This is a genomic window from Jeotgalibacillus proteolyticus, assembly GCF_002926065.1.
Lineage (GTDB): Bacteria > Bacillota > Bacilli > Bacillales > Jeotgalibacillaceae > Jeotgalibacillus > Jeotgalibacillus proteolyticus.
In genome coordinates, this window is the sequence record NZ_PREZ01000003.1 from 415283 (window position 1) to 436538 (window position 21256).

30 protein-coding genes are annotated in these 21256 nt (G+C 41.8%); 6 read left to right on the plus strand and 24 right to left on the minus strand.

What is annotated here, in order from left to right:
- Positions 1-4: 4 nt before the first annotated feature.
- Positions 5-424, plus strand: coding sequence for a cytochrome P450 (locus C4B60_RS21660; protein WP_245153919.1), 420 nt, complete (start codon positions 5-7; stop codon positions 422-424).
- 33 nt (positions 425-457) lie between these two features.
- Positions 458-1201: a cytochrome P450 gene (locus tag C4B60_RS21665; RefSeq protein ID WP_245153920.1), complete on the plus strand. Its 744-nt coding sequence runs from the start codon at positions 458-460 to the stop codon at positions 1199-1201.
- Between the two features lie 51 nt (positions 1202-1252).
- Here C4B60_RS21665 and glsA read toward each other — a convergent pair whose 3' ends face one another.
- From glsA to C4B60_RS09085, 4 genes are all read right to left on the minus strand, one after another.
- Positions 1253-2209: a glutaminase A gene (gene glsA, locus C4B60_RS09070; protein WP_104057675.1), complete on the minus strand. Its 957-nt coding sequence runs from the start codon at positions 2207-2209 to the stop codon at positions 1253-1255.
- A 136-nt stretch (positions 2210-2345) separates the two neighbouring features.
- Complete coding sequence (locus tag C4B60_RS09075; RefSeq protein ID WP_104057676.1) at positions 2346-3182, minus strand: GNAT family N-acetyltransferase; 837 nt, start codon at positions 3180-3182, stop codon at positions 2346-2348.
- Between the two features lie 19 nt (positions 3183-3201).
- Positions 3202-3621, minus strand: a complete 420-nt coding sequence (fosM, locus tag C4B60_RS09080) for a FosM family fosfomycin resistance protein (protein ID WP_104057677.1) — start codon at positions 3619-3621, stop codon at positions 3202-3204.
- A gap of 104 nt (positions 3622-3725) precedes the next feature.
- A complete protein-coding gene (locus tag C4B60_RS09085; protein WP_104057678.1) occupies positions 3726-3986 on the minus strand; it encodes a hypothetical protein in 261 nt (86 codons plus the stop codon).
- A 132-nt stretch (positions 3987-4118) separates the two neighbouring features.
- On the opposite strand from C4B60_RS09085, the gene C4B60_RS09090 reads away from it, so the two are divergent.
- Entirely contained in the window at positions 4119-4370 is a 252-nt protein-coding gene (locus C4B60_RS09090; protein ID WP_104057679.1) for a GlsB/YeaQ/YmgE family stress response membrane protein, read from the plus strand.
- Positions 4371-4492: 122 nt separating this feature from the next.
- Here C4B60_RS09090 and C4B60_RS09095 read toward each other — a convergent pair whose 3' ends face one another.
- Together C4B60_RS09095 and C4B60_RS09100 are read right to left on the minus strand one after the other, a co-directional pair.
- Positions 4493-5302: an MBL fold metallo-hydrolase gene (locus tag C4B60_RS09095; RefSeq protein WP_104057906.1), complete on the minus strand. Its 810-nt coding sequence runs from the start codon at positions 5300-5302 to the stop codon at positions 4493-4495.
- A gap of 64 nt (positions 5303-5366) precedes the next feature.
- A complete protein-coding gene (locus C4B60_RS09100; RefSeq protein WP_104057907.1) occupies positions 5367-5780 on the minus strand; it encodes an ion channel in 414 nt (137 codons plus the stop codon).
- A 138-nt stretch (positions 5781-5918) separates the two neighbouring features.
- Between C4B60_RS09100 and C4B60_RS09105 the strand changes: the two genes are divergently transcribed.
- A complete protein-coding gene (locus C4B60_RS09105; RefSeq protein ID WP_104057680.1) occupies positions 5919-6374 on the plus strand; it encodes a DinB family protein in 456 nt (151 codons plus the stop codon).
- A 42-nt stretch (positions 6375-6416) separates the two neighbouring features.
- Here the strand turns inward: C4B60_RS09105 and C4B60_RS09110 are convergent, their stop codons facing one another.
- From C4B60_RS09110 to C4B60_RS09175, 14 genes are all read right to left on the minus strand, one after another.
- A complete protein-coding gene (locus C4B60_RS09110) occupies positions 6417-6551 on the minus strand; it encodes a YpzI family protein (RefSeq protein WP_104057681.1) in 135 nt (44 codons plus the stop codon).
- A 76-nt stretch (positions 6552-6627) separates the two neighbouring features.
- Positions 6628-6804, minus strand: coding sequence for a small, acid-soluble spore protein K (locus tag C4B60_RS09115; RefSeq protein WP_104057682.1), 177 nt, complete (start codon positions 6802-6804; stop codon positions 6628-6630).
- Between the two features lie 61 nt (positions 6805-6865).
- A complete protein-coding gene (locus C4B60_RS09120) occupies positions 6866-7090 on the minus strand; it encodes a hypothetical protein (RefSeq protein WP_104057683.1) in 225 nt (74 codons plus the stop codon).
- A 21-nt stretch (positions 7091-7111) separates the two neighbouring features.
- Entirely contained in the window at positions 7112-7246 is a 135-nt protein-coding gene (gene sspN / locus C4B60_RS09125; RefSeq protein ID WP_104057684.1) for a small acid-soluble spore protein N, read from the minus strand.
- A gap of 146 nt (positions 7247-7392) precedes the next feature.
- Positions 7393-8172, minus strand: a complete 780-nt coding sequence (locus C4B60_RS09130; protein WP_104057685.1) for a sulfite exporter TauE/SafE family protein — start codon at positions 8170-8172, stop codon at positions 7393-7395.
- Between the two features lie 227 nt (positions 8173-8399).
- A complete protein-coding gene (locus C4B60_RS09135) occupies positions 8400-8627 on the minus strand; it encodes a sulfurtransferase TusA family protein (protein WP_104057686.1) in 228 nt (75 codons plus the stop codon).
- Positions 8628-8654: 27 nt separating this feature from the next.
- Positions 8655-9782: an MBL fold metallo-hydrolase gene (locus C4B60_RS09140; RefSeq protein WP_104057687.1), complete on the minus strand. Its 1128-nt coding sequence runs from the start codon at positions 9780-9782 to the stop codon at positions 8655-8657.
- A gap of 39 nt (positions 9783-9821) precedes the next feature.
- Complete coding sequence (locus tag C4B60_RS09145) at positions 9822-10382, minus strand: sulfurtransferase TusA family protein (protein ID WP_104057688.1); 561 nt, start codon at positions 10380-10382, stop codon at positions 9822-9824.
- A 20-nt stretch (positions 10383-10402) separates the two neighbouring features.
- Positions 10403-10696, minus strand: a complete 294-nt coding sequence (locus C4B60_RS09150) for a rhodanese-like domain-containing protein (protein ID WP_104057689.1) — start codon at positions 10694-10696, stop codon at positions 10403-10405.
- Positions 10693-11073, minus strand: a complete 381-nt coding sequence (locus tag C4B60_RS09155) for a rhodanese-like domain-containing protein (protein WP_104057690.1) — start codon at positions 11071-11073, stop codon at positions 10693-10695. Before C4B60_RS09155 ends, C4B60_RS09150 begins: the two co-directional genes overlap by 4 nt.
- 12 nt (positions 11074-11085) lie before the next feature.
- Entirely contained in the window at positions 11086-11568 is a 483-nt protein-coding gene (locus C4B60_RS09160; RefSeq protein WP_104057691.1) for a DsrE/DsrF/DrsH-like family protein, read from the minus strand.
- 102 nt (positions 11569-11670) lie between these two features.
- Positions 11671-11931, minus strand: a complete 261-nt coding sequence (locus C4B60_RS09165) for a metal-sensitive transcriptional regulator (RefSeq protein WP_104057692.1) — start codon at positions 11929-11931, stop codon at positions 11671-11673.
- A 134-nt stretch (positions 11932-12065) separates the two neighbouring features.
- Positions 12066-13061 carry a S8 family peptidase gene (locus C4B60_RS09170; RefSeq protein WP_104057693.1) on the minus strand — a complete coding sequence of 332 codons (996 nt, stop codon included), beginning with the start codon at positions 13059-13061 and terminating at the stop codon, positions 12066-12068.
- 136 nt (positions 13062-13197) lie between these two features.
- Complete coding sequence (locus C4B60_RS09175; RefSeq protein ID WP_104057694.1) at positions 13198-14055, minus strand: VOC family protein; 858 nt, start codon at positions 14053-14055, stop codon at positions 13198-13200.
- A 296-nt stretch (positions 14056-14351) separates the two neighbouring features.
- Here C4B60_RS09175 and C4B60_RS09180 point away from each other — a divergent pair, with 296 nt between their 5' ends.
- Together C4B60_RS09180 and C4B60_RS09185 are read left to right on the plus strand one after the other, a co-directional pair.
- The gene (locus tag C4B60_RS09180) at positions 14352-14693 is read left to right on the plus strand and encodes a hypothetical protein (protein ID WP_104057695.1); all 342 of its coding nucleotides are present in this window, start codon (positions 14352-14354) and stop codon (positions 14691-14693) included.
- Positions 14694-15801: 1108 nt separating this feature from the next.
- Positions 15802-16626, plus strand: coding sequence for a GNAT family N-acetyltransferase (locus tag C4B60_RS09185; RefSeq protein ID WP_104057696.1), 825 nt, complete (start codon positions 15802-15804; stop codon positions 16624-16626).
- Positions 16627-16789: 163 nt separating this feature from the next.
- Here C4B60_RS09185 and rpiA read toward each other — a convergent pair whose 3' ends face one another.
- The 4 genes from rpiA to C4B60_RS09205 all read right to left on the minus strand — a co-directional run bounded on the left by rpiA (position 16790) and on the right by C4B60_RS09205 (position 21073).
- A complete protein-coding gene (rpiA, locus tag C4B60_RS09190; RefSeq protein ID WP_104057697.1) occupies positions 16790-17485 on the minus strand; it encodes a ribose-5-phosphate isomerase RpiA in 696 nt (231 codons plus the stop codon).
- A gap of 331 nt (positions 17486-17816) precedes the next feature.
- Positions 17817-18464, minus strand: coding sequence for a spore coat protein (locus tag C4B60_RS09195; RefSeq protein ID WP_104057698.1), 648 nt, complete (start codon positions 18462-18464; stop codon positions 17817-17819).
- A gap of 278 nt (positions 18465-18742) precedes the next feature.
- Positions 18743-20746: a penicillin-binding transpeptidase domain-containing protein gene (locus C4B60_RS09200; protein ID WP_104057699.1), complete on the minus strand. Its 2004-nt coding sequence runs from the start codon at positions 20744-20746 to the stop codon at positions 18743-18745.
- 171 nt (positions 20747-20917) lie between these two features.
- On the minus strand, positions 20918-21073 hold the full coding sequence (locus tag C4B60_RS09205) for a DUF1540 domain-containing protein (RefSeq protein WP_104057700.1): 156 nt from the start codon (positions 21071-21073) through the stop codon (positions 20918-20920).
- Positions 21074-21256 lie beyond the last annotated feature (183 nt).

A 21256-nucleotide genomic window follows, 5' to 3' on the forward strand; every position in this document is an offset into this window, starting at 1 on the left:
AGCATTGGAGAATGTCGAAACGGTTTATTCATCTAACTTTAAAAAGGGAGCCTACCCTTTTTATCAGCACCTTCGAGAGAATGATCCTGTATTCCCTATGAATCAGCACCAAAGCACTACCTGGATGGTAACAAAATATGATCATGTCAAAGAACTTTTAAAGCATCCGGGTTTTATTAAAGATCAGTCAAAGCTTTTTGACAGCCCATCCTATGAAGGGGATGAGGGCCGAATTATTAAGATTTTCAGGAATATGATGCTTGATGCAGATCCGCCTGATCACACGAGACTGAGAAAGCTTGTACAGCCGTTTTTTAATCCTAAAACAATAAAGCAACTGGAACCAAGAATTCACGAAATTGCTGATGAACTGATTGAAGAAATGAGCAAGCAGAACGGACCGGTTGACCTGATCGATGCGTAAGCATTTCCCCTTCCCATCATTGTAATCAGTGAAATGCTCGGAGTGCCCACAGAGGATCGGGATAAATTCCGAAAGTGGTCGAATACGATCCTTGCTTCTTCTGATGAATTTCAGGCGGAATTTACAGAGGATGTAGGTGCGTTTATCGATTACCTCACTTACTTATTTGATGAGCGGAGGGCTAATCCTCAGGACGATTTAATTTCAAAGCTCCTGCAGGCAGAAGAAGAGGGAGAAAAATTGAATAGGGATGAGCTTTACTCGATGATTGTGCTGCTAATTATTGCAGGGCATGAAACCACGGTAAATCTTATCTCCAATACGGTTTATGCGCTATTTCAGAATCCTTCACAGCTCGATCTGTTGAAATCTGATCATTCTTTAGTGGAGCCTGCAATTGAAGAAGGGCTTCGCTATTACAGCCCCGTTGATTTTTCAACTGCGCGGTGGGCAGAAAAGGATATGGAGTTTCACGGAAAAACCTTTCGTAAAGGGGATTTCGTACTTGCCTCCATCAGCTCGGCCAATCGGGATGAAGAACAATTCCTACACGCTGATCTGTTTGATATAAAAAGAGCTCAAAATGCTCATGTCGCCTTCGGGTTTGGCATTCATTTTTGTCTTGGCGCTCCGCTTGCCCGTTTAGAAGGAAAAATTGCCATCGAAAAACTGCTTTCTGCTTTTCCTTCCATAACTCTCTCTGAAGGAGCAGAGCCGAAATGGCGGGAACAGTTTTTATTAAGAGGACTCGAGAAGCTGGAAATAAACATAAAGTAAGGGATTTTCGAAAAAATAAAAGGGCCTCAGCAAAAGCTGAGGCTCTTTCATTTATAAATTTTTAACATTTTTATCGTGGAAAATATTCAGCATCAGATCGCGAGACAGGATGCGAAGCGCTTCTCCCCCTGCACAGCTATTTCCTTTTTTGTTAATAGCGGGCCCAATTATGCCGATTCCCATACTTCCGGGAACTGAGCCGACAATGCCTCCTGAAACACCGCTTTTTAAAGGAAAACCAACCTCCACTGCGTAGGTTCCCGACTCATTGTACATCCCGGCCATTAGCATGATCGCCTTTACCGTCCGGACATGCTCCGCTTGAATAAGCTGCGTTTTTCTGCCGATGAGTCTGCCGTGGTTGGATAAAAAGCAGCCAATTTTAGCAAGTGAAAGTGAGTTAATTTCAATGGAGTTCATTCGGTGATACAAATCGAGGGCATCATCTGATTCCTGATTTGAAAGGACGCCGGTGCTTTCCATGAAATAAGCTAATGCTTTATTTCTGGAACCATTTTTCACTTCAGAATCATAAACCTCCTGATTCATGTTGATATCCTTGTTTTCGGTTATCTTCTGAAGAAAGCTAAGTACCCGGTCAAATCGCTCATCAACGGAGCCCCCTTTTATCAAACTGGCTGTCGCAATAGCTCCCGAATTGATTAAAGGATTATATGGCCGCTTTCCCTCATAATCTTCAAGGTTTGAAATTGAATTAAAAAAATCGTCCGTTGGCTCCATACCTACCTTTTGAAACACAATGTCTTTTCCGAAATCCTCCAGCGCCATTAACAGGGTAATCACTTTTGAGATACTTTGAAAAGAGAAAGTGTGATGGTCCTCCCCGGCTGAATACGTTTCTCCATCAAGCGTGACGATTGTTACACCAAGATCTGTCAGGCTGGATTGATCAAGCCCCGGAATATGATCGATCACATTTCCTTTTGCGGCAAAGGGTCTGCAAGCTTTAACTATTTCTTCTATATATTCATTCGATAATTTCGTCATTATGCGCCTCCTTCAGATTTTAGCGTATCTCCTTAGATATACCCTAATTTCCCTTATTCAGCGCATAAATCGAGAAGATCTTATGAACTTTGCATATTGGAGGCGGTGAGCATTAAGACATAGATCCTGTTATTGATTACTTAAAATGAACCGCTATTGAGTCCATAATCGGCTCATAGCCAATTTCCATGTAGATTTTATTGGAGGTTGGATTGTCCAGGTCCGTATAAAGACTGGCGGTTTGAAACCCTTCATTCAGCATCTTTTTTGTCAGAGCTGAAACGCAGCTCGAAGCATATCCGTTCCCTCGCAGCTCTTTTGGCGTATAGACAAGTGTGACGGTGCAATTTGTTTTTGTGGGGCGCGCAATATTAGCAACAGAAACGAGCTTCCCTCCTGATTCCCAGCCATGAAATCTGCCTTTCTCAAGAATCATGAGGGTTTTTTCTTTTACCGTTTCCTTCTTAATAGGCATATTACAGTCAATGTGAAAGTTGTACACCCACTCCTCCACAATGTTCAGATCTTCAGAGGTTAGTACACGGAGGCTGCCGTCTGTCCCGGGATCTTTTTTCACTTTATCCAGCTTGTAAATGCGCTGGTTCATCTGAACTCTGTAGTCTTTACCTTGTTTATTCCCTATGTATTTCATGATGGACATGGAAAGATTTTTTTCACCGACAAACCCTGGAATATCGAGACCGTCCATTAATTGGGCTATTTTTGTATAATCCCGATCATCAAGTCCTTCTGATTTAGACAGAATCACTTGTTCCGGGATTGTTTGAAGCAAAACAACAGCCAGCCGGCCATGTTTTTTTACAGCAGCCATAAGGATCGGCTCATCTACTCCTGGGGTAAGGGATTCTAAAATTCCCAGACACAAATTATTTTCCACTTCATGATTTTCCAAAAAGGAAACCACTTCATTTTTAAATACGGATAGCTCTTTATATCGCTGCAGTGTTAGCATGACCCGTCCTCCTCTTCAATTAATAAAATGTCATATGTGTTTTTTCTTCCTTATAGTAATCAAGCCTGTCCTGCAGGGTTCCTGAATGAAATTCAAATTTATGCCCATCCGGATCAGTAAAATAAATTGATTTCTTATCTTTCTCATCCCGCTCTCTTCCAGAAAGTATAGACACCTTTAAACTGGAGAGCATTTGGACTGTATGGTCAAAATCCTTTTCTTCGACCGAAAAGGCAATATGCGTATAAGAGTGATGAATTTCATTTCTGGGAATATTTTTTTCTTCGTTTAACGCAAGCCAGATGCCGTTTAAATCAAAATAGGCCGTACTCCTCCCCTTTACAAGAAGCTTTGCATCAAAAACCGTTTCATAAAATTTAACCGATTTTTCTAAATTAGATACTGAAAACAGCAAATGATTAATTCCTTTAAGCTCCATTCCATCCTCACCTCTTTAAGCTAATTGTAATGGAAAGCAGAACCAATAGGTAAAGAAAATACAAAAGCAGCTTCATCTTTTAGAGATAGAAGCTGCTGGTCAATTTATCGTTCATTATCTGTTTCTTCTCCGCCAATCCCATCCCATGGGTCGTTGTTTGCTTCGGTTCCTCCATCATCTGCGTCAATGTAGGTTCCGTCATCACGGTTATCTAAAATCTCCCGGTCGCGCTCAAGAATATTGGCGCTTCCCTCCTTTTGTTTATAAGGGTGATCCTCCTGAGACTCATTCAGATTATTTGTATTGCACGCGGTCAATATAACAACGGCAAAAAGAATTCCTGCCACTTTTTTTAGAGAACCCATTGTCTATTCCTCCTTCCCTGGTTTTTGTTTAGCCTTCCCTTTCACACACCACGATATGTAAATGAAGAAGTACATATATTTATACTTTTCCGGGAAAGCTACACCAAATAGAAGTTAATGGAGGTGAAATAAATGGGCTTTATCTTATATCTGATTGTCGGCGGATTAATTGGCTGGATTGCAGGAATCATTTTGGGCAAAGACATTCCTGGAGGCATTATTGGGAACATCATTGCCGGGATTATCGGTGCCTGGATCGGGGATATGATTATGGGAGATCTTGGACCTGAAATTGCTGATATTGCGATCATTCCTGCGTTGATTGGAGCAATCATTCTTATCTTGATTGTCAGCTTTATTTTAAAAACAGCACGGAAAAGATAATGTAAAAAGACTGTTCAGCAGAAAGCTGCTATTGAACAGTCTTTTTATTTGATTGGTGTAGTTCATGCCAGCTCCTACTTCACTAAAAAACTCCTCTGCTTTTGCAGAGGAGCCAAAATGAATTAATCAGGCATGGCGATTTCTTCAAAATTATTTACGAGTTTTTCTAAGCTTTCAGATAAGGTGCCGCCCTCCATTGGTCTGCCGTGACCAGTTACAGCGACGGATGGTTCGAGGTCCCTAAGCTTACGAACAGAATCCCATGAAGCCTGAAAATCCATTGTGAGATATTTTGGCGGTCCGCTGATTTCGAGCGTTTGCATAGCCACTTTCGCAAGCGATTCCTGCTTCACGGTTACAAATGCGTCCCCTGCAATTAAAAAGCGGTCTCTTTCTCTGAATAATGACACATGTCCAGGTGTATGCCCCGGCGTATGAACCCATTTCCACTCATCTAGAAATGGCACCTTTCCGTCCTCAGGAAGAAGCTGGAGCTGAGTTCCAAGATTTATTCCTTCATTCGGAAACATTTTTGGCGCCATTTTTGCAACCAGGCCTTCATCCACTTTCGGATCCGGCTCAGGATAGTCCTGCTCCCCTGTTAAATATGGCTTCTCCAATGTATGAGCGTAAACAGGTACGTCCCATTCCCTTGCCAGCTCCTCCACTGCTCCAACGTGGTCAAAATGCCCGTGAGTCAGAATAATGGCTTGAGGCTTAGCTCCTTCTCCATAATGCTCTTCTGCCTCTTCCTTAATTTTTTCAGCAGACTTTGGCATTCCCGCATCAACGAGAACCCATGAATTAGCGGTTTTATCCGTCGTGACAAAAAATAAATTCACTACCTGATTGGTATACATAAAGACATCTGATGCTACATCTTTTTCTGAACCGGCTTTAATCGATAGGACAGGTATTAGCTTGTCTTTCATGATCATCACTCGCTTTCATTGAATTTATTTAGATTTAACTTTTACTACCTAAAACCCTAAATGATCAGTCATCATTAGCATCTCCATCAGATGAGGAACTTAACGCCTTCATAAAATAAGCTGTTGGCAGCAAAAACCCAAGACTTGCCTCAATGAGGGCAAAGAATCTGGCGGTCCCTACCGGAACAAGGTCACCATATCCTACAGATAGGATTGTGACTCCGCTAAAGTAAAGGTAATTCGAGAATGTTCTTTCTACCGGATCGCCAGTATAGTCACTAATGGTTAATAGATCTTCATTAAACCCTAAAAAATAATAAAGTAGGGCAAAGCCAAAAGTAATGCTTAAAAGAACGAAGAATAATTTGTAAAATAGTGTAGAACTAAAATAGCTTTGTTTAAATGATTTATTGATTATAAAATAATAAAGGTTCACTAAAAGATAAAGAATAGTTACCCCTATAAGTATTGTTGACACCACTCTACCCAGTCCTTTCCTTCCCTTGTAACGTTCCCCATCTCTAGAATTAAAAACCTCTTAGAAATCAAAATTTTGGCATTGAGAATAAGGGTTGTTTATACTCTAGACAACCATAAAAAGAAAAGAGGGATACATATGGCTAAAATTGATGAATACTTAAAAAGCTGGTTAAGCCACAGAGAAGCGCTTATTGAACTTATCGATGTTATTGAAGATGAGAACCTTCACTATAAACCCTGGGACGGGGCAATGTCTTTTGCAGAACTTGTCACCCATATTGGCGGGTCAACGGGGATGTTTGTGCAAACCGTAAAAAATGGGGAGTTCACGCCTCCTGATCAAAACACGATGATTAATTCAGTGACAGAGCTGAAGGATTATCTTCAGGCTAGTACAGAGGAGACCATTTCAGCCTTAAAAGAAATCACACCTGAGCAGCTGGAGCAGAAAGTGGATTTTTATGGCTCTACCCTCACAGGAGAATTACTCCTTGAAAATGGAAAAGAACATGAAATTCATCACAAAGGCCAACTATTCACCTATGCTCGCTTAACCGGAGCAGAAAATGTACCTTTTTTTATAGTAAGATAAAAAATGCCGCTTCCACAAAACCAATGGAAGCGGCCCTTTTTATTACTGTTCAATAACCTCTGACTTTCCTCCATCCTTCTCTGACCCAGCAGCACCAGGATAATGAAGAGACTGGTCCCGATCAGACTGCACCTTCTTCTCCTTCTTAAGCTTCTTCTCCTGTCTATCTTTTCCCATCTTAATCACCTCATTCTTTTACTTTTCATGCGTGGTGACAGGCGTGGTGACAGGCACTTGTCGAACTGTACATCAGCTATTCGCCTTTATCGTCGTTGAATAGAGAGCGATGGCTGGAAGCTTCCATCCGGTCCTGAGGACGGGTGTTGATGGTTCCGTCTGCACGTTTGGAGGCGAATTCGGGCTTTGCACGAGCCTTGCCTGCTTCACCATTCATCGTCATTTCTGGAAAGTTTTTTGCTTTGTTACGCATCGTATCTCCTCCGTTTTTAAACGACTTTGCGCGTTTGCACGCCTTAGTAGTGTGCTTTGGTTTACAGATACGATCGTTCTTCTTCAATTTCTCTTCTTGCGTCTTCTACGCTTTCGAGGCGCTGGATGTTTTTGGTTCTGCATTTTTGGACTTTGGCTGCGCAGTCTTCATGTTCGATAGCAACCTCGGTGTCGTATACGTTTTGCAGGGTGTTGTTAACCATTTCCTGCATTTTCTTTACTTTTTCACGGTGGTTCTTTTGGTTTTGTTTGTCTTGTTTAGTCAAAGGATTCTACCTCCCAGTTTTTTATCCGTTGGTAACGTCAGGCTGTTTTCCGGTTTTGTCCAGCATTTTTCCTTTGTTCGTTTTCGTTGGATTTTTCGACTGGGTTCCCAGGTGACTAGGAACGAAGGCTTTGCTGTTTTTCTTTGGATTTCCCAAAACACTCACCCCCTGCTATTTAATATGCCCCCTTTCAAACAGATCATGGATAGAAATAATTGCATTGTAGCTTATGACTTCGGGGAGCTGACGGCTGGAGTTAAAAATCAAGAAAAAATCCGTCCCCAGTAATAGGAACGGACCTTTTAAAAAAGAATGTCCAGCCATATTTTAATGGCTGTTGCTAAAATCAAAATCGCTAAGATGATCTGGAGAATTTTGGTATTCACTCTCTTCCCCATCATCGCTCCTAGTGGAGAAGCAATCAGGCTGGCAACGACCATGATCAGCGCAGGAAAATAATCTACCTGACCAGTCGTTATTTTCCCAGCTGCTGCCCCGATAGAAGAAATAAAAGTAATAGCAAGTGACGAAGCAATGGTCATGCGGGTCGGTATTTTAAGCACAACCAGCATAATCGGCACTAACAAAAAAGCTCCTGCTGCCCCAACGATCCCTGCTGCTATACCGACAATAAGGGCGAGGGAAGCTGCGAGCGGTTTATTAAATTCAACCTCATCAAACGCTTTATCATCCAGCCCTTTTTTAGGAATGAACATCATTCCTGCAGCAATCAAAGCGAGTGCTCCATAAACAATATTAATTGCTTCTTCCGGAAGCAGCTTCGAGCCATAACCTCCAACAAAGCTTCCGATTAATATACTGATTCCCATGTAAACAATCAGCTTTTTATTTAAATAACCGCCTTTTCGGTAGACCCATACGCCGGCAATGGTTGCAAAAAATACTTGCACAGCGCTGATCCCGGCAACTTCATGCGCGCTAAAAGCCGCCAGTCCAAACATCGGCGGGATGTATAGAAGCATGGGGTATTTAATAATAGAACCACCGACTCCAAGCATTCCGGAAATGTAGGAGCCTGCAAAGGCGATTAAAAATATCACCAAAATAAAGCCAATATCCATTACCTGCTGCCTCCTTGACAGGGAAAAGACTGGAACAAATGTATTTAAACCTCCTAAACCCGGTTCACTGCGCTTCAGGGGGACGCTTTCCGCGGGACGGGGCCCTTCGCTAACTTGCTTTCAGCAAGTGGATCTCAAGCACCCGCTTCATCCCGCAGGAGTCGCCCCCTTCCGCTCCGTTCACCTCACGTTTTAAAAATTATTTTTATATCCCAGCCTCTTATCCGTCACCCTTTTTTAATCCAGAACTTCAGTACATCCCCTTCTTCTGAAGAGTCTATAAGTTCATGGCCGCCTGAAGCAGTCCATGCTGCAAGGTCATTTTTAGCTCCTTTATCTGTCGCGTGAATTTCAATAATTTCGCCTGTTTCAAGTTCTGCCATTGCCTTCTTTGTTTTTACGATTGGCATTGGGCATGCCAATCCTTTTGCGTCTAACACTTTTGATACATTCATGATGTAGCCTCCTATATTTTCATAATTTTAGCGGATCGCACAGCGGTTAGGTCCAATTTCCATTTCACGCTGTTCTTCTTCGTCTTTTTCCAAAATTCCTAAATTAATTTCACGAAATTCCTGATAGGAATTTGGCTGGGGTGGTAGATTGCCGGTTACCTTTTCTCTGAATTCTTTTTCATCTTCAATATTCAATCCGTGATTTTCTTTAAACAGCTCACCTAATTTACGGGCTGCACTACCATCTTCATTGAGCTCTTCCATCACCATAAAATGAGCAGGAAGGACAACCAGCTCCTTGGAAAGTTTCTTATATCGGCTATAAAGGGTATTGCGCAGATCACCTACCCAATCCTCAGCAAGCCCAGCCAGATCAGGTCTTCCGATTGAATCAACAAACAAAATGTCTCCGGAAAGAAGATAAGAATGATCCACGATAAAAGATGTAGACCCGATTGTATGTCCAGGTGAATAGATCGCCTGTATCTCAATGACTGATGCTCCAACCGTAATCTTCTTCCCGTCTTCTAAGGGCTCATATTCAAACGGGACATCGACAGCATCCTTTGGAGGCAGCCAATAAACGCCCCCTGCTGCTTCAGCAATTTTTCTTCCGCCAGATATATGATCAGCATGTAAATGAGTATCAAGAACGTGCTTGATCTCAGCTCCTTTTAAACGGGCAAACTCTAGGTAGACGTCCGTCATCCGCGTTGCGTCAATGATGACCGCTTCTCCATGAGACACAATCATATACGACAAACAGCCCTTGCCTAAGCGGACAAATTGATAAAGCTCTCCATTCCCATTTAAATCCCCAATTTTTACAGGTCTCAAATTGTCACTCCACGCTTTCATGCCCCCTTGAAGGTAGAATACTTCCCTTCCTTCTTCAGCGAGCATTTCAGCAACCATTACGGAGGAGCCTTCTTTTGCACAAACAACCAAAATTGGCTGACCCTCTGGAATCTGCTCTAACACAGCTTCTACGCCATCTAATAAATGAAAATAAGGAATGTTAATGGATTGAACCTTTTCACCTTCTACTTTCCAATCCACATAGCTGTCTGTATTCCGAACGTCCAAAATAAATAAGTTTTCTTTTGTTATGACCTTTTCAGCAAGCTGTTTTGCTGACATAGGTGTTATACTCATCAAAATTACCCCCTAAGGTATTTTCTAGATTAAAATTTTTTATAAGGATTTTGCCGGGCCTTCCCACTTACTCATGCCAGGGACGACGTTTAGTACATTTTTAAAACCTGCTGCGGTAAGCTTTTGAGCAGCTAAATCACTTCTGCTGCCTGTTCTGCAAACCACATATGTTTCCTTAGTCTTATCAAGCTTACCAATTTTTTCTTCAAGTTCTCCAAGCGGCAGAGACACGGCTCCCGGTATATGGCTAAATGCATATTCCGCCTGCTCCCTTACATCAATAATGACTGCCTCTTCTTTTTGTAACACCTGCAAAAGCTCTTCATTTGAAACGGTTGCTTCGTGACATTTCTCTACAGCTTCATCCTCAGCTGCTTTTCTTAAATAATGGTGGAGTACTGTTCCATTTTCGATCGTTCCAAGGTATTGATGATTCGCACTTTCAGCCCACGCTTTTAAATCAGCCGTTGAGCCTTTATCAGTTGCCTGAATCTCCATGACCTGCCCTGCATCTAAGCCAGTCATCGCTTTTTTTGTTTTAACAATCGGCATTGGACACGCAAGTCCTTTTGCATCTACTACTTCGTTAGCCTTGATCATATTTTTTCCTCCTTAAAAAATTATTCTGCCGGACCTTCCCAAGCCATCATTCCGCCGTTCATATTAACAGCATTATAGCCGCGGCTCTCAAGCAATTGAACTGCTCTCCCGCTTCTTCCGCCAGAGCGGCAAACAACTGTATATTCCTTGTCTTTATGGAGTTCATTTAAACGGTATTCCAATAGCCCCAGGGGTATATGAATAGCACCCGGGATCTTTCCTTGCGCTACTTCTTCCGCTTCCCGTACATCAAGAATAAGGATCGGATTTTTCTTTAATAACGCTTCTACTTCAATTGGTGTTCGCTCTCTCATCCTTTTTCAACCTTCCCTTTCCAGGCTGTCATACCGCCTTTTACATTTGTTACATTTAAAAATCCATGCTTTTTCAGTGAGGAAGCACCTTTCATGCTTCTCATGCCGCTTTGGCACATCACAAGCACTTCTTTATTTTTATCAAGCTCGTCCATATGGCTGCTTAAATCGTTCAGGGGAATATTTTTAAATCCGTGAATATAGCCCCTTTTATATTCACCTGGTGTTCTGACATCTATAAAGTGTTTATCTCTCTGTATTAAATAAGACTGAAGCTCATCAGCCGTTATATGATTAATTCCTTTAACAGGGATCATTTTTTTTACTACAAAAACCAACAATAGGAAGGTCGCTCCTATCCACATTACGGTTCCCATTCCTGCACCCCTTTAAATAAATAAATTTACATTTCCTTTTTCAGCATCACCAAGGTAAGCCGCCACACCTGCATAATCTAACCCGTGAACAAGCTCCTCCTTTTGAAGTCCTAAAAGATCCATCGTCATTGTACAGGCAACGAGCTTCACATCCTGCTCCTTTGCCAAATCGATCAATTCCGGAAGCGTCATCGCGTTGTGCTTCTTCATCACATGCTTGATCATCTTTGGACCCAATCCTCCAAAATTCATTCTGGAAAGACCCATTTTATCTGCTCCGCGAGGCATCATTTTACCAAACATACTTTCAAGTAAACCTTTTTTTACGGGGACTAACTCTTCTTTTCTAAGCGCATTCAATCCCCAGAATGTGTGAAAAATGGTTACCTCATGGTCATAAGCTGCAGCACCGTTTGCAATAATATAAGCAGCCATTGCTTTATCGTAATCCCCGCTGAATAAAACGATTGTCGTTTTCTTCTTTTGTTCAGGCATTCTTTTTCCTCCTAGTTACCCCGTTGGGTATTTTGATTTTAAATTTTTTACCCCTAGGGGTATATGTTAACTTAAATAAAAAGGCTGGTCAACCTTTCTATTTTATCTGCTCTTTACAAGCAAATTCACAGCCTCTTGAACCAATGCATCAGTGTCTTCTCCATCTTCATTTGCTTTTCTTACACATTCAACCAGGTTAGAGCTGACGATTACACCCATTGTACGGTCAATGGCAGTTCGGGTTGCAGAAAGCTGGGTGATGACCTCTCTGCAGTCCTGTCCTTCTTCCATCATTCGAAGAATTCCTTTTAACTGCCCTTCAATACGCTTGACCCTGTTTTTTACTTTATCATCGTAATTCATTTATCTTTCCTGCCTCCTTTTATCTGTTCAATACAACCGATTTTATACCCCCTTAGGTATATTGTCAAGAGATTGATTCTTTTAAAAGTAAAGAAAAAACCCACCCTAAACAGGTGAGCTTATTTTATCCCCTTTTACCTTCTCCGCCGCATTGATCTTTGGCGGTTAACCTGCCGATTCAGGAATTTATCATATTGATCAAGAATACCTAATGAAAGAAGTCCATTGCCTTCAGCTGTTGTTGGATAGCCGAGCGGAACTGTCCTTTTTACGAGCTGGGCATAAAGCTCAGCTTCAGTCAGATTCCGTTTAAAGCGTCCTTCTGCAATGTTTTTAACCAGTGCAATGGCACCTGATACATGCGGAGTAGCCATGGATGTACCTGAGAGGTTTGCGTATTTTCCATCTAAATAAGTGGAATGGATGTTCACTCCAGGAGCTACCAGGTCAATTTCATCATTCGTGTTGCTAAATTGCGCCAATTCCCTATTCAAGTCAACAGCTCCGACCTGAATGACTTCTTTATATGCCCCGGGGTAAGCAAATTCATTTGTATCCGGACGGCCGTCACCTTCATTTCCTGCAGCGCATATGACAGGAATTCCCTTTTCAACCGACCGTTTTATCGCTTTATGGAGATCTGGATGATCAGTTGGTCCGCCGAGAGACATAGACATTGCACAAACCTTTTCTCCCTTTGGTCCTCTCCAGTCAATAGCGTAATAAATAGAATCAATAATCGATTGATAATCACCGCTGCCGCTGCCGGTTAAAACCTTTAAAATCAGCAGTCCGGCTTTTGGAGCTGCACCGGCAATTCCATTTCCTCTGATCGTTGATGCCGCTATTGTTCCGGCTACATGAGTTCCATGACCATTATTATCGTTAAAATTTGAAGGATTTCCTCCATAGTCACTAGTGAAATTGCGTCCCCCAATAATACGTGCTGCAAGATCTGGATGGTCAGTTTGACATCCTGTGTCAATAACTGCGATTACCTGGCCTGCACCATAATCTGCTTCGTCCCATACAGCGGGAGCCTGAATCATTTGAATACCTTCTGGAATATTTGATTTGGAGACAGGGTAAACTTCTTCTATTTGATACGGAATTAAACCTATTTCGTCCATCTTGTTTCCTCCTCACACTTAGAGTTGAGTGCATCGCAAGGCTTTACCAAAAAGAGGATCGTTTTAACTTAATTCCCTATATATTCGATGTCAAGCCTCCAATTTCCTTCCAATTATATTACTTAATAATTTTACTCTAGTTGGGCATCCTAATTTTTAAGTGTATTTGGTTGCCGGAAGGATCCCATACAATTGCTATGTCTTCTTTAACTTTTATGCTGTACCCCAATTCCTCTAAACGTTCAATAGCTGATCTTCTGGTTTCTGCATCAGGGTACACCACTGAAAACCAGTCAAGACCGGGACTATTTTTAGAGGGAGTAGCTGCCCCTTCGCCATTCCATGTGTTAAGTCCAATGTGGTGATGATAATTTAAAGTAGACATAAAAATTGCCTGTTTTCCTAATTTGCTTACTGTGGCAAAGCCCAGGCCTTTTCCATAAAACTCCTCCGTCTTTACGAGCTCAGAAACGTGAAGATGAATATGGCCCATAAGAGTGTTCTCAGGAAGCCCATTCCATTCCTCTTCAGGTTCGCTGAAAAGGTCTTCGAGATTGATCGGATCTACTGCCATTTGAACCTCGCTATTATGCCAGCTCCAAAGCTCCGGACTACGATCTGTATACACTTCGATTCCGTTCCCATCCGGATCATCAAAGTAAAACGCTTCACTTACTAAATGATCAGCGGAACCTAATTTAACCCCATATTTTACTAAGTGTTTCACTAAACCAGCGAGCTGTGAGCGGTTAGGCAGCAGCAGGGCAAAATGGTAAAGACCTGTTTTATTCGGCTCTTTTGGTATAGGAAACTCAGGCTCATAAAGCGTTATAAGCGTATTACTTCCATCGGCTGTTAAAGAGGCTCTTGAGTGGTCTTTATGCTTTAACTGAAAGCCCAGAACCTGATTATAAAATGTAATTGAACGGTCCAGATTTTGCACTTTAATAGCTGCTTCACCTACGTAGGTTGCGGGATAGTGATGAAAAGTCATATGGCTTATCCTCCTGGCATATCTTTATTTTTGTGCGTAAGAATTTGTATTTAATCAAGTTACTTATTGTAACTAATAGTAGAACGGGATCAGCTCTTTGTCAATAAGATTGCCTGAAGCACTTTTTCTCTTTCTTCCTTAAATTTTAATTAAATTAGAATAATTTCTATAATTAGGGATTTTCTATTTTATTCGACACAAATATGTTCACCATTTTATGTTAGGAAATAATACCCGTTTTACTCATATTAGATGGTGGTAAACTAAACTAAAATTAACTTTAGGAGAAGATTACAATGATTGACTATACTTATTTCCAAAAACAGTTAGAACAAGATTACACTCAGCAAACAGTAGAACCTGTAGTGAATTGCATCAAGGTTGCATCATCCCAACTGACAGAAGAGCTAAGAAGCTGCAAACACTGTTCGCCATACGATATAAAGAGACTTCAGCATGCTGTCAAGGCCATTGAAAGAGAAGTTCTTTCCCACAAACCAAATAGCCGGGTACTTTTCCATATGCTAAAGCGGGTTCAAAATATGGTCGATTCCATTAAAAAGACGCCGGAAGTATTAATGGCATATATTCGTTGGCAATCACTTGTTGAAATGTCCATTAAAAGTTCACTTGTATGACATTAAAAGCGAAAGGCGCTCGTTCATCTCCGACAAGCACAAGACGACCTGCACAGGAAGGCGCTTTTTGCCTTCTGTGGAGGGTGGCTTAGGACTCGAGGAGCTAGCGCCTGTAGCTGGATATCATTAAAAATAGACCAAAGACAGGCTCCAATTTCCTGGAGTCTGTTTTTTTTATGAGCAGAAGCAGCTGTTTTTAATGACAACTATTTTTTTGCAGCTTATCCGTTTGGTCAGTTTTTTACTAACCATTTGTGTAGATCTCATTTGTCCAGATCGTTGTAAAAACCGACCAATTTGGTTTGGATTTTCTTATATTATTTTTAAATAACATTATTTATTTAAAAACTTAAAAAAAGAAAGCAATCGGATATTTTCATTTTTATAACAAATTATGGAAATAAATAGAAAATATCCAATGATTCGAAAGACCTCATAGAGATATTTCAGCAAAAAAAATTCAAAAAAACTTTTGTCGATAAATTCCCTTTTTCGACATTTTGCGCGCAAAAAAACCTCAACCAGCTCAAGCTGATAAAGGCCTACATTATTGTTATATAATTTTTTGGACTTTTTAAGTCATGCAAGAAGATTTGCTTTCTTGTCATTAAATTTTAATTCATTACCTTTTGCTGCTACTTCGGTAAGATAAGAAAGCAAATCTATCTTTGACTATCACTACAATTCGTCGAAATAGCGTTCCATCCTGCGGGACTTCCCTGCTACTTCACCGTTGGTTTACGTGGTCACATTGAATATTTACCCCCCTTACACAAAATAAAACCAAACGCTGAAAATTTTTAAGAGTATTATGTTCACTAAATTAATCGATTGATTTTTTACTAAATTTCACTTAAATAAAGACATATCCTACAAGTAAATTAATTTTTATTTTCCGTCCATTCTCCAACTGATTTGGAGTGATTGTCTGCTTTGAATCGAGATAACAGTTATTTTTTCAAGCACTACAACCTATATAGAAATGATTACTCTTGGAGTAGTCCTTGCCATGATTTATATTTATATTCGGGAAGCTTATATAACCCTCTCCTATCTGCTTCATTTTTAAAGAGGAGTGGCGAATCATTTATTAAAGGAGGCTATTTAAATGCTTTCAAAAATAGAATTGGAAAAAATCAACGATTTAAAGCAAACAGCTGAAGCGTTTGACGGTGTTCAACTAAAATTAAATGAAGATTGGCTGGAAATGGACAATCCTGGAGGAGTGAAGGTTTTCAGGACCTTAGACAAGGAGATGCTGGTTGGCTTTTTAGGTGTGTATGCCTTTGGCTCAACAGCAGAGGTGTGTGGAATGGTTCACCCTGACTTCAGAAGAAAAGGCATTTTCAGCGGGCTATTTAAAGAAGCTGCGATTTACATGAGGGAACAGCCGTACAAGGAAATTCTGCTAAACTCCCCTACCGGTTCCGCATCCGGGAAAGGATTTTTATCGGGCATTCCATGTACATATAAATTCTCTGAATACCAAATGAAATGGCACCCGCAAGAGCTTAATCCTTCCAGCCAGGCTAGTGTAAGAAAGGCTTTACCGGAAGAAAGCGGACTGCGAATCAGACTGGATGTTGAGGCCTTTAATGTACCCCGCGAAGATGCTGAGGAACACGAGAAAAGGCACAGCACCGAAAAAAACCAAACCTCTTACTCCATTGAACACGAAGGAACTGCAGTCGGGAAAATCAGAATCATCAAATCTGAAACCGAAGCCTGGATCTACGGCTTCGCCACCCTGCCGGAATACCAGGGCAAAGGCATCGGCCGCAGCGCCCTCCAGCAAATACTTCAAAAAGAAGCTGACAAAGGACGAGACATCCATCTCGAAGTCCAGGCAGACAACCTGCACACCCTTGAGCTCTACAAATCCTGCGGCTTCAAAAACTACCACTCCCAGGATTACTACGAGTACCAGGGATGAGGTGACGGAGTCCGGTGGTGCCAGGAGTCGGGTGGTGCCAGGCACTTGTCGAACAGCACATCGGGGAGTGCCTGGCACCTGTTCTAATTTGTCGGAATTTGTAGAAGGGCCAGCCTAGACGCTGGTTCTTTTTTAATTCTGGATTTAAAGGCTGGATGAATCTTTAATTTTTATTCTGTCTGCTCTTATGAAGAATTTCAGTTCCAGTAGACTTCCCGATGATAACCATGTCAGTCATATTGATAAACAGTCCTGTTTCCACTACTCCAACCATTGATTTAAGCAGGTTATGCAGCTTCTTGGGATCAGTTATTTCAGAGAACAGACAGTCTAAAATATAGTTTCCATTATCAGTGACAAATGCCTTTCCATTCTGAGATCGCAGGACCGGTTCGCTGCCTAAACGGGCGATCTTTTCCTTTATGATTTCATAGCCAAAGGGCACTACTTCAACCGGTAAAGGGAATGCTCCGAGGGCTTTAACCAGCTTGCTGTCATCAGCGGCAATAATCAGCTGTCCTGCAGCTGAATCGATGATTTTTTCTCTTACAAGAGAACCCCCTCCCCCTTTTATAAGGTCAAAGTTTTGATCGATTTCATCGGCTCCATCTATCGCAAGATCTACCTGCTTCACCTTTGAAAAATCAGTTAAAGGAATGCCGAATTCCTTTGCCCAGTTGGCAGTTTGGACAGAGGAAGGAATACCTTGAATGGCTATACCTTCACTCACCTGTTCGCCTATTTTTTTAATTGTCCAGTACATCGTTGAGCCTGAGCCAAGTCCGACAACCATACCATCCTTAACGAATTCAGCAGCCTTTTCCCCAGCCAGCTTCTTTTTGAAGTCCTTATCTTCCATGCGCTTTCTCTCCTTTTAGGTTATTTATAGGAAAGTTTTTTCAAATTCACTTAATCCTCCATCATAAATATCCCTTTTTCATGACCTTACAATAACATCAGGCCTGAGACCAATTTAACCTCTCTTAACTAACTATGAATATGAAAAATTCAATACGAATTGCATTCGACGTATTTCGAGCGTATTCGATTAGTGCCTGTCACCACCCGTAATTCGACTTAATTCGCGCGGATTCGGGTGGTGACAGGCACCACCCGGGCACCACCCGAATTAAAAAGCCAATCCTTCACCTTAATAGTACAGGGCAAAGGATTGGCTTTTTGGCAGTGGGTTATTGCATCATGTTTCCGTTAGTTCCGGCTTGTCCTGGGGCAGGTGCGAAGGAGCTTAGGATCTGCTGCATGTCCCCCTGTGATAGTTGTGGAACCTGGTAGTAATGGCGTTTGTTTTGGTAGAGGAAAATTTCGTAGGCCATTTCAATCCAGTTAGGAACGCTGTCAGCAACGACTCGTCTTAGCACCGGGTTGGTCATTTCAAGTGCGGTCATTGCTTTTAAGGATGCGCCTGATTTTATAAGTCCAAGCATATAGCCTGAAACGGATTGGTCATTGATTTCATTAACGGATTGTATCGGTTTTTTAGGCGGTGTTTGAGTTAGTCCGAAAACCGTGTCATTTCCTTTTTCCATGTTCATATCATAGGTCACGATCGATTTAGAAGGCTTTGCTCCTGTGCGAAAGACCTCGAGCGTTACATTATACTCCTCCTGTATAAATGCATGCTGCCGGTCGATGATATCAACCAGGCTCTGATCCTTTGCATGCTGACGGTACATCGTGTATTGATCCAGCACGCCGATTGAGGTGGACAATACCTCCTGCACATCAAACATTTCATGACCGCCATGATTAAGCGGCTGTGAAACATTTTCTGAGTGAGGCATATTGGATTGTGGTTGATTTTGACTTTGATTTTGCATAATAGAAGAGCCCTCCTTTTGTGGTCTGAGGGTAGTTTGTCTGGTATTTTTGCAATCCATACGGATTTTTTATATTTTTATTGAAAACGGTCTGATCATGTACGTTCGTTTCTTCAGTTGACCAAGGTTATGAGCAGGTTTTAATTACTTGTAAGCACAATGCAAATTTGTGAGCGGGGTGTCATGATTTATGAGCGCAATTTTCATTTTATAATTTATAAATTTATCTTGTAACCATAAAAAAGAACAGCCCAATATGAGCTGCCCTCCCCTTACTTTTATCGATTTTTAAACACGTCAGCCGTAAGCTCTGAAACGTAAGTGCTGCCGCCTTTATCCTGGACTTCCTCCACCATCATGGCAATGATGAATTCCGGGTTGTCCTCATCATACGCGACAAAGAAGCCATTTTCTCTTCCTGTTTCCTCGCCGGCCTGTTTAAGCTCAGCAGTTCCTGTTTTTCCTGCGATAGTAGCTTCAGGTATATCTGCAGGACTAGCGAACCCAACCGTCACAACCTCACGCAAATCCTTCCGCAAAATTTCAGCATTTTCAGAAGAAAGAAGCCCCTCTTTCCACACTTCAGGCTCCTCTTCTTCAAATAACAAAGGCTTCATCATAACCCCGTCATTGACGACGATTTCATACATTGAAGCAAGGTGTAAGATATTTGTCAGCATTTCACCCTGGCCATAGGAAGTATCTACAAGCTGCCCTTCTGAACCAATGGATCCATCGTTTGAAATTTGCGATGGACGGTTAAATGGGTAGGCAAATGGCAATTCTTCTTCATAGCCAAGCTCTTCAAGCCCATTGATCAAGGTTTCAGCGCCCATCCCAAGAGCCACCTGGGCAAAGTAAATATTATCAGAGAACACAAGCCCTTTGTTCAGATCAATTGGGTTCTGCGCTTCATGAACACGGGTCACACGAAAGTCTCCCCAATTGTCCTTTTGCCAGGTGAGACCGTTGATCGTAAATCCTTCATTCGGATCAAGTGTTCCGGCTTCGAGCCCGATGGCTGCTGTTAATGTTTTTTGTGTAGAACCGGGAGCATAGATGGTTGAAAAGCGATTTTGCAGAGGCTGATTTGGGTCTTCCTCAAGCTCTGTATAGCGCTCGCTGCTCACCCCGAGTGAAAACTCACCCGGATCAAAGCCTGGTGAACTTGCTAATACAAGTGTTTCACCTGTTTCAGGATCCACAGCTGCAGCCGTTCCCGGTTCTCCCTTCATCGCTTCAAATGTGGTTTTTTGAAGCTCAGCATCAATCGTCAGAGTAATGTCTTCCCCATCGTGCGCCTCCTGCTCAGCAACGGTAACAGTTTCCCCCTCATCTCCAGCCTTTTCGATATAAATCCGGTTCCCAGCTATCGACCGAAGACGTTCCTCAAGAAGCTGCTCCAGACCGCGCTTGCCGATAACATCGCTTGCTGTATAGCCCTCTCCTTCATTTTCCTCCAGCTGTTCCGCTGAAATGGCTCCAACATAGCCGGTTAAATGGGAAATTGCTTCCCCGAAAGGATATTCACGCATTTCAGCAGATTGAGAATACACCCCTTCCTGCTCGGTTATTTCTACAACCTCTTCCCGCTGCGCAGATGAAAATTGCTTGAGCGGAACAAGCAAATCATCCTCCACCCAGCCTTGGGAAAAACGCTCATCGATTGTCTCAACAGACATCGAAAGCCCTTCAGCCAATGCTTCTTTATCCTCGTCATTCAGTTCTCCCGGCACGGCTCCTACTTCATAGCCGGTTCCATTAATTGCAAGAGGGTTGCCATTTCGGTCATAAATCTCTCCACGAACACCCTGAGTAGATGAAAATCTTAATACATCGTCCTGTTCAAGCTCCGGAAGAATAAAGGATGGGTCCCATTGAACAAACCAGTTTTCTTCCTCTCCCTGCTCTTCAAATAACAAAGTAACTTCTTTATCAAACTGGACCGGTCCTGCAAGAGTATCGAAAAACACATTTACCGTTAGTTCCGCCGGCTCACTTTCATTCCACTCGGCATCCTCCGGAATGTCCTGCATAGACACCTCCAGATTATTCACTTCGATCTCTTCATAATAAAATTCGGTTCGTGTCACTGATTGTTCTTCTGTATAAAGATCTTTAGATTCAGCTGCTGTGTAGTCACTATACATGGCTGAAAAATCCTGTTCATTCCATAGTGATATGTATTCATCCAGCCGGTTATCGGGTGTCTCCTGCTCCGTGCATCCGCCAAGAACTGCTGCTGCTGCTAAAAAGAGAAAAATCGAAAGTTTGTTTTTCATACGAAAAGCCCCCTGATTTGGTCTACTTCTATAGTAACAAACAAAACCCTGAACTTTCATGCAATTTAACCCTTTAGTATTCTTTCTTATGTTTAGTTTCCGCCAGATTATATAAAAAAAAGCTTCCCGCAACATACGGAAAGCTCTCTACATTGAAATTAATGCTTACATTTATGCTTGAGGTTCAAACGTCTGGCAATCAGTTTCCTCACTCTTGGATGCTTTTTTCCCTTTATGACTTACTACATAAATTGCATCTGCACTGCATTTGTTTCCTTTTTTCCAGTAGGAACAGTTGTTTACTTCGCAAAGCACATCTTGAGCCACAGTATCCACCTCCTGAATGTAGTATTCACGGTTCAAAAACAGATCATACTCTTTTCTTCGTTGTGCTATTACATGATGTTTACCCTGCTTACACAATCCTGCACACTAAAAATTTCATTATTCAAAACAGTACAAATAAAAGAATTTTTATATGTTACACATATTTTAATTATTCATGGGTAT